The 6,273-nt window shown below is 54.2% G+C and carries 7 protein-coding genes; 4 read left to right on the top strand and 3 right to left on the bottom strand.

What is annotated here, in order from left to right; genetic code table 11:
• Positions 1–340: 340 nt before the first annotated feature.
• The 3 genes from M0974_RS06015 to M0974_RS06005 all read right to left on the bottom strand — a co-directional run bounded on the left by M0974_RS06015 (position 341) and on the right by M0974_RS06005 (position 2,151).
• Positions 341–664 carry a hypothetical protein gene (locus M0974_RS06015; protein ID WP_297834023.1) on the bottom strand — a complete coding sequence of 108 codons (324 nt, stop codon included), beginning with the start codon at positions 662–664 and terminating at the stop codon, positions 341–343.
• A 66-nt stretch (positions 665–730) separates the two neighbouring features.
• Complete coding sequence (locus M0974_RS06010) at positions 731–1,186, bottom strand: N-acetyltransferase (RefSeq protein WP_297834021.1); 456 nt, start codon at positions 1,184–1,186, stop codon at positions 731–733.
• Between the two features lie 65 nt (positions 1,187–1,251).
• Positions 1,252–2,151, bottom strand: a complete 900-nt coding sequence (locus M0974_RS06005) for a chemotaxis protein (protein ID WP_297834019.1) — start codon at positions 2,149–2,151, stop codon at positions 1,252–1,254.
• Between the two features lie 290 nt (positions 2,152–2,441).
• Here M0974_RS06005 and hmpA point away from each other — a divergent pair, with 290 nt between their 5' ends.
• From hmpA to M0974_RS05985, 4 genes are all read left to right on the top strand, one after another.
• The gene (gene hmpA, locus M0974_RS06000; protein ID WP_297834017.1) at positions 2,442–3,623 is read left to right on the top strand and encodes an NO-inducible flavohemoprotein; all 1,182 of its coding nucleotides are present in this window, start codon (positions 2,442–2,444) and stop codon (positions 3,621–3,623) included.
• Positions 3,624–3,836: 213 nt separating this feature from the next.
• Positions 3,837–4,346 carry a disulfide bond formation protein B gene (locus M0974_RS05995; RefSeq protein ID WP_297834016.1) on the top strand — a complete coding sequence of 170 codons (510 nt, stop codon included), beginning with the start codon at positions 3,837–3,839 and terminating at the stop codon, positions 4,344–4,346.
• 458 nt (positions 4,347–4,804) lie between these two features.
• Complete coding sequence (gene cyoA, locus M0974_RS05990) at positions 4,805–5,743, top strand: ubiquinol oxidase subunit II (protein ID WP_297834014.1); 939 nt, start codon at positions 4,805–4,807, stop codon at positions 5,741–5,743.
• A gap of 3 nt (positions 5,744–5,746) precedes the next feature.
• The coding region (locus tag M0974_RS05985; RefSeq protein ID WP_297834012.1) for a cbb3-type cytochrome c oxidase subunit I at positions 5,747–6,273 on the top strand (527 nt) is incomplete at its 3' end.

Genomic DNA, 6,273 nt, shown 5'->3' with positions numbered 1-6,273 from the left:
TTGTACGCCATTGCAGCAAAGGTGCTATGGCTGGTTTCACGAGATATGGTTCACCTCCGTGGGACCGAATTCATTCGGGAGTGCCGCGCCTCGGTCTGCCTGACATGTGGGAGCGAACTTGTTCGCGAGGGCCACGGCGCGGTCTGCCTGATGTACCGCGTCGCTTGCTTCCCGAACAAGTTCGGTCCCACAGATTCTCGGCGTGGCCCTGGACTTGGGGTAATTCGCAGATTCTGTAGGAGCGAACTTGTTCGAGAAGGCCACGGCGCGGTCTGCCTGATATACCGCGTCGCTTGCTTCCCGAACAAGTTCGGTCCTACAGGGCGAACTGAGCCAACAATCACTTCTTCGGCAAGGTGCTCATCGAGTCCCATTCAATCACCACGGCTTTTTTGCTTTGGCGCTGATACAGACACAGCTCGGTGCCGACTTTGTTTTTCATGTGCGGTTGGGGGTAGTGGCCTTTGAGCAGAAGCGCGTTATAACCGACGCTGTCATCGAACAACGCAGCGGTGCCGGCGGGTTTGACGTTCTTGAGTTGGCTGGCCTTCACACAGCTGTCGATGACCGCTTTGTCCAAATCGCTCCATGCCTGGTCACCGGATGCATACGCTTGGCCGGCGGCGACCATAAGGCTTGCGAGCAATAACAGGGATGTTTTCATGTGGATTTCCTTTTCAGCGGTGTCGTTCGAGCGCCGGATTATGGCAGACAGGTCCGGGGGAAGCCCTCAGTCAGCCATGGTGCGCTGGATATAACCCATGCCAGATGTTTCATACAGCAACCGCGCCGCGTGATTGCTCTCCAATACCTTGAGGTCGACACTGGCCTCACCACGTAAATGGAACTTATAAAAAGCATGGCTGAGCAAGCAGAGCGCCAAGCCTTGACGCCGGGCACGGGGATTCACCACCAGGTCGCGGATGAAGGCGCTGGTCCAGCAGTGTGCCGCGCCCGTCAGCCCGTGGTCATCAGCGGTAATAATCCACAATGCCGGATCGGACTCCGGGCCCGTATCAGCCGAGGGACGCCAGGCGTCGTAAGCTGGCACGCTGCCGCCACCCTGTTGATAACCGCTGACCAATAGCGCGTGCAACTGCGGCGCTATGTCGGAATTGAACGCAACTCTGCGGTGGTTGCCCGGCCACGGGCGTGGGGCATCTACGTGACGTAAGTCACGCCGCATGAGCCAGCAGTACGGCGGGGAGTCTTGACTCAGCGTGGTTGGCGCTTCTTTTGAAACGCCTTCATTTAGAGTCCTTGGGCCTCGACCGTGCGGGCCGCCTGAATCAAGCATTTGGTCAACTCGGGTGAAGAAAACTTAGTCAATACGGCGTTTGCACCCGCCGCGCTGGCTTTTTCGCTGTTCATTTTACTGTCCAGAGACGTGTGCAGCAGCACGTAAAGGTCTTGAAAGTCCGGTGTTTCGCGCAGCGTTCGGGTAAATGCGTAGCCATCCATTTCCGACATCTCAATGTCAGACACCACCACATTGATTTGCTCTGCGGTGCCTTGCAGTTCAAGCAGTTGGTCAATAGCCTCTTTGGCACTGCGGGCGGTGTGGCATTGAATCCCCAAGTTCCGCAGGGTAATCAGCGATTGCTGCAACGCAACTTGGCTGTCGTCGACCACCAGGATTTTGGCCTTGGCCAACACCAATGCATCCTCCTCGCTCAAGCGAGCAGGTTCGTTGATGATTTTCGCCGGCGCAATACCATGAATGACTTTCTCGATGTCTAGCACCTGCACCAGCACACCGTCGACCTGAGTAACACCGGTGATGAATGACCTGTTGCCCGAGCCAAAGGGTGGTGGTCGGATGTCAGTGGTCAGGCAATGCACAATCTTGCTCACTGCTTGAACATGAAGTCCCTGCTTGGAGCGGCTGACGTCGGTGACGATCAAGCAACCTCCCGACGGGTCCGCCAACGGTTGCTCACCGATCGCGCGACTGAGGTCGATCACTGACAGGGACGCGCCACGCAAAATGGCCACTCCTTTCACGTGAGGATGGGACTCAGGCAACCGGGTGAGGGCAGGGCAGGGAATGATTTCGCTGACTTTGAGCAGGTTGATCGCCATCAGTTTGCCGCTGCGCAAGGTAAACAGCAGCAGCGAGAGTGAGTCTGCGCGGGCATTATTGGATGACATATCAACCTTCTGGAATTAAAGGCGTCGCTACACAGGAGCGGCGAACAGCTTCGATGTCGGGTTATCGACTTGCAATGGGCTGGCTTGAGGGGCAATTGTACGGTTGAACTACGCGCAGTGTTCTAATCGTGAAGTCATAAAGACTCCTCAAGGTCTTTATGACTACATGAGTGGCTGAGTCATTTTGACTTTATATTTTCAACTGTTTGATTTATAACAGTAAATAAGATGGCACGAAAGCTGATATGTCTGGAGCAGCCCATTAAAAGCCTCGCGGCTCGGAGTCTCCCATGTTGAATGCTCATGATCGTGCCATTGTTAAATCCACCGTGCCACTGCTCGAAAGCGGTGGGGAAACGCTGACCACCTATTTCTATCAAATGATGCTGCGCGAATACCCTGAGGTTCGTCCACTGTTCAATCAGGCTCACCAGGCCAGCGGTGACCAACCTCGCGCATTGGCCAACGGCGTGTTGATGTATGCCAGGCACATTGATGAGTTGGAGCAGTTGGGCGATCTGGTGGCGAAGATCATTAATAAGCACGTTGCCCTGCAGATTCTGCCGCACCACTACCCCATCGTCGGCACCTGCTTGATCCGCGCAATCGAGGAAGTCCTGGGCAGCGACATCGCGACCCCGGAAGTTTTGCAAGCCTGGAGCAATGCTTATAAACAGTTGGCCGACATCTTGATCGGCTCTGAGCGAGCGATTTACGAGGAAAAAGCCGAAGCCATCGGTGGTTGGCGTGGGGCGCGGGCGTTTAACGTCGCACGCCGCGTTGATGAAAGCGCCGAGATCACTTCGTTCTATTTCAAGCCAGCAGATGGCGGTCCCGTCCTGAATTACGCCCCGGGCCAGTACATCGGCTTGCAGCTGTTTATTAAGGGGGAGGAGACGCGCCGCAACTATTCACTGTCGGCCGTCGCTGATGGCAACCAGTACCGCATCAGCGTTAAACGCGAACCCAATGGCGTCGCTTCTAACTACCTGCACGACCACCTTCACGTAGGTGACAGCATCAATTTATTCACTCCGTCGGGTGAGTTCACTCTGTCTGATAGCCAAAAACCTCTGGTGTTGATCAGTGGCGGCGTGGGTATTACGCCGACGTTGGCGATGCTTGAGAGCGCATTGGCGACATCGCGGCCAGTGCATTTCATTCACTGCGCGCGCAATGGCGGGGTGCATGCGTTTCGCGATTGGGTGAATGGCTTGGCTGAGCGCCACCCGCAGTTGAAGCATTTTTACTGCTACGACGAAGATGATGGCGTCAGCCCTGCAGCGCACGCGGTCGGTTTGCTCGATCAACAGCAACTGGAGCAGTGGTTGCCGCAAGAGCGTGACGTGGATGCTTACTTTTTGGGTCCGAAAGGTTTCATGGCTGCAATGAAGCGCCAATTAAAAGCAGCAGGTGTTCCAGAGCATCAAAGCCGTTATGAATTTTTTGGTCCGGCCTCATCGCTGGAATAACAAAAAGCCGGTTAGTGAGTTGCGGCATATGGTCGCAGGCAGGCCTGAAAAGAGTTCGAAGAGGTGTATCCAAAGTTAACAAAACTTTTGGGAAACTCGATTCATCCGTACAGTGGTATTGCCCTTGAATGAGTCTTGATTGCTCACGATTATCGCGGGCGATTTAGCCGTTGAACCCTTACACTCTTGCCACACCATTCAAAGGGTAAAGGGATGAGCGACAATTTGATGTGCCTGAGGCGTGAGAAGAAATTTCTGGTGCTGCTTGGGGTAATTTGCCTCGCGATGATTGGTGGAGCTTTGTACATGCAGGTGGTGTTAGAAGAGGCTCCGTGCCCCCTCTGCATCCTGCAGCGCTATGCATTATTGTTCATCGCCATCTTCGCGTTTATCGGCGCTGCAATGCCGGGACGCCGCAGTACTACGGTGTTTGAGGGCTTAGTGATGCTCAGCGCGCTGGGCGGCGCTGTTGTTGCTGGGCGCCATGCGTACATCCTTGCGCACCCGACCGAGAGCTGCGGTATCGATGTTTTGCAACCTATAGTCGACGGCTTGCCGTTAGCCTATTTGTTCCCGTTGGGGTTCCAGGTTGATGGTTTTTGCACCACGGCGTATCCGCCAATACTCGGACTATCGTTGGCGCAATGGGCGCTCGTAGCGTTTGTGTTAACGCTCGTTTTGGTGCCGTTGGGAATATTGCGCAATCGGCGTCGCGGTCGCTAATCGCAAAAAACCGAACGTAATTGCCTCGATTTTTTTTACAAAAATTGAGGCGATTTCGTGTGCTGGATAAAGCTTTGCAACTGATTTTTGCAGGATTCGATATGAACTGTTGCTAAAAAAGTCATAGTCAATAAAAGCTTACATATCTACAATCGCCAGCATTAACCGGCCAAGGCAAGAAAGATGTCAGCAGCGTCTCTACGCTCCCTATGTAGACTGCGCCGACGTCAGGCTCTGGCACCTTTCAGAACACCCGCACCAAATGGAATTGGTCTGCTAACCAGGCCGTTGCCACCATTCAAATAAGAAACCACAGATAGTTTCGGATTTGTCGATCAGCTCATCGGGCTGTTCTGGCAGGCCCTTATTCAGATCAAAAAAATACGCCAACACCGGCAGGGTGAAGTGTTGGTGTTCGAAATCCAACTGACTGCGCAAGCTGCTTTAGAGGTCGTGAGATGAGTAGAAAAAGGTACCCCAGATTATTTGGCTTCTTGGCCCTTTTGAGCACGCTCGCGCTCAGTGGTTGCGGTATGTCCGTTCTCGATCCGAAAGGACAGATCGGCATCGACGAGAAGAATCTGATCATTACCGCTACCTTGATGATGTTGTTGGTCGTCGTGCCCGTGATCGTCATGACCTTCTGGTTCGCCTGGAGATACCGCGCCTCGAACACCAACGCCACCTACGCTCCGACTTGGGCGCACTCGAATAAAATTGAAGCGATCGTTTGGGGCGTTCCGACCATCATCGTGATCGCGTTGGGCATCCTGATCTGGAAATCCAGCCACGAGCTCGACCCCTACAAACCGCTGGAATCCGACATCAAGCCGGTGACCATCGAAGTCGTGATGATCGATTGGAAATGGTTGTTCATCTACCCGGACCAAGGCATCGCTACGGTCAACGAGATCAAGTTCCCGGCGAACGTTCCGGTTAACTTCCGGATCACTTCCGACGCGACCATGGGTTCGTTCTTCATTCCAGGCCTGGGCGGTCAGATCTACGCCATGGCCGGTATGGAGACCAAGCTGCACCTGATCTCCAACGAGAATCATGTGTACAACGGCGTCGCGGCCAACTTGACCGGCGAAGGTTTCTCCGATCAGAACTTCAAGGCATACGCCACTTCACAGGCTGATTTCGACGCTTGGGTTGCTGCCGCCAAGAAAGCACCAAACCAGCTCGACCTGGCGCAATTCAATGAGCTCGCCAAGCCTAGCGTGAAACACCCTGTTGAGTACTTCGCCACCGTTCAGCCAAATCTGTTTCAGACCATCATCGACAAGTATGAAGGCATGAATAAAGGCACCGGCATGAAGCATGAAGCGGGTGAAGCAAACGAAATGACGGGTATGGATATGACTAAGCATTCGGCTGCCGGGGCAGAGGAGTAACAGATGTTCGGTAAATTAACGCTGGACGCGATTCCTTTACACGTACCGATCGTGATGGTGACGCTGGCCGTCATCGCGCTGATTGGTGCGGGTTTGATCGCTCTAATTAGCTACAACCGCAAATGGGTTTATCTGTGGTCGGAATGGTTGACTTCGGTTGACCACAAGAAAATCGGCGTGATGTACATCATCGTTGCATTGGTCATGCTGTTACGTGGCTTTGCCGACGCCTTGATGATGCGCTCACAGTTGGCCCTGGCCAGCGCCGGCGGTGAAGGCTACTTGCCACCGGAACACTACGACCAGATCTTCACCGCGCACGGTGTGATCATGATCTTCTTCATGGCGATGCCTTTTGTGGTCGGCCTGATGAACATCGTCGTACCGCTGCAGATTGGTGCTCGCGACGTTGCCTTCCCGTTCCTCAACTCGTTGAGCTTCTGGTTGTTCGTTGTCGGTGCAGTATTGGTTAACTTGTCACTGGGCATCGGCGAATTCGCCCGTACCGGTTGGGTTGCCTATCCGCCGCT

This window comes from Pseudomonas sp. (genome assembly GCF_026224925.1).
In the GTDB taxonomy this organism is placed as follows: domain Bacteria; phylum Pseudomonadota; class Gammaproteobacteria; order Pseudomonadales; family Pseudomonadaceae; genus Aquipseudomonas.
This window is presented reverse-complemented; position numbering and strand designations above follow the sequence as displayed.

Coding starts and splice junctions, on each gene's coding strand:
- M0974_RS06015 (WP_297834023.1), bottom strand. CDS start 664: ATGAAAACATCCCTGTTATTGCTCGCAAGCCTTATGGTCGCCGCCGGC.
- M0974_RS06010 (WP_297834021.1), bottom strand. CDS start 1,186: ATGCGGCGTGACTTACGTCACGTAGATGCCCCACGCCCGTGGCCGGGC.
- M0974_RS06005 (WP_297834019.1), bottom strand. CDS start 2,151: ATGTCATCCAATAATGCCCGCGCAGACTCACTCTCGCTGCTGCTGTTT.
- hmpA (WP_297834017.1), top strand. CDS start 2,442: ATGTTGAATGCTCATGATCGTGCCATTGTTAAATCCACCGTGCCACTG.
- M0974_RS05995 (WP_297834016.1), top strand. CDS start 3,837: ATGAGCGACAATTTGATGTGCCTGAGGCGTGAGAAGAAATTTCTGGTG.
- cyoA (WP_297834014.1), top strand. CDS start 4,805: ATGAGTAGAAAAAGGTACCCCAGATTATTTGGCTTCTTGGCCCTTTTG.